The sequence below is a fragment of the Methylobacterium sp. D48H genome (genome assembly GCF_053345715.1).
In genome coordinates this window covers 1-1,364 of record NZ_JBKFAP010000067.1, presented here as the reverse complement: position 1 = coordinate 1,364, position 1,364 = coordinate 1, and the positions used below count along the sequence as shown (strand labels likewise).

1 protein-coding gene is annotated in these 1,364 nt (G+C 68.4%); it reads right to left on the bottom strand.

From position 1 onward, the window contains the following. Window positions 1-29 precede the first annotated feature (29 nt). On the bottom strand, window positions 30-1,310 hold the full coding sequence (gene tnpC, locus ACLBX8_RS31455) for an IS66 family transposase (RefSeq protein WP_447716396.1): 1,281 nt from the start codon (window positions 1,308-1,310) through the stop codon (window positions 30-32). Window positions 1,311-1,364 lie beyond the last annotated feature (54 nt).

Sequence of the window (1,364 nt, the reverse complement as noted above, 5' to 3'; positions counted from 1 at the left end):
GTAATTACCCAGGCCTGTGATGGCAGGGTTCAGGCACCGATGGTTTTAAGGACGGTGCTGAAGGGGCTGCTGCCTGCGATTCGGGCGGTGTCGACGACGGTGCGGATGGCGGCCTCGCCCTCAGCCGCCCACATGGCGCGGTAGCCGTTGGTCATCTTCCGCTGCACGACGGCCGGACGAAGCAGCCGCTCGGAGCCGTTATTCGTCGGCTCGACCTGTCCGGGATAGGCGAGGAACACCAGGAGCTGGTCGCGCGCGCGGCTGATCTTGGCCTGCAGGTCGCGGGTCAGGTCACAGCGGCTCGGCCTGGCCAGGATGGCACCCAGTTGCCGATCCAAGGTCCGGCGCTTGGCCGAGAGCGTCGAGGCAGCCAAGTCGGTGACGCGCTCGGCCAGGGCGAACACGCTCTGTAGCCAGAGTTGCAGGCGCCAGGGCACGGGATCGTCGCTGACCTCGACAGCGTAGGCAACATCGCGGGCCAGCTGCGCCAGGCAGGTCTGGTGCTCATCGGCGTGGCCTTGTTGGGCCGTGTAGCGATCCGAGATCCACACCGCCGGTCGGTGCCCGTCCATCATCTCCCGCACCACGACAGCGCCACGCGTCGGGGAGGCGGTGTGCACCACCGCGTTGGCCAAGTGGAACAGCCAGTGGTAAGCGTTCGAGCCTTCGATGCGCACGCCGGTCTCGTCGCAGGCGACGACCTCAGCCTTGTGCAGCATCGCGATGGCCGCGTCGCGACCCGGACGGAAGCAGCCCTGCGCGCGGCGGAGCAGGTTCATCAGCCCGCCCTGGCTGAGCGTGAGGCCGAACAGGTCGGAGAGCGCCGCCTGCAATCGTTCGTATGAGAGCGCCCGAAAGGTCTTGAGGTACGTCGCCACCGCATGCAGCCGCGGATCAAACGGGGTGCCGCGCGCCGCCTCCGGCACCGGTGCGACCACCCGCTCCCCACAGCGCGGGCAACGGACCGCGAGCCGGCGGTGCTGCGTCACGGTCGGCGCCACCGCAGGCAGCTCGATCCGCTCGCAGACGCTGACGATGTGCGCCGGAAGAGCGGCGTGTAGGCTGGCGCCGCAGCACGCGCACGCCTCGGGACGATGCTCGACGATCGTATCGGGATCGTCGCTCACGACGCGGCTGTGACCCTCGTGACCGGGCTTGGCGCCGCCGGGCTTGGAGTGCTCGCGCTGCTCCTTGCGATCCGTCGCGGGCGGTTTGGACGAGGTGCGCGACGTCTTCTCTAGCCGCTGCAGACGCAGCACCAGCTCGATCAGCTCTTCGCGGCTCAGCCGTTCAAGGTCGCTGCGGCCCATCTCACGAGAGAATCAGCGAAATCCGTCCCGCGCAAGGGCGTGGGTTAATTACCT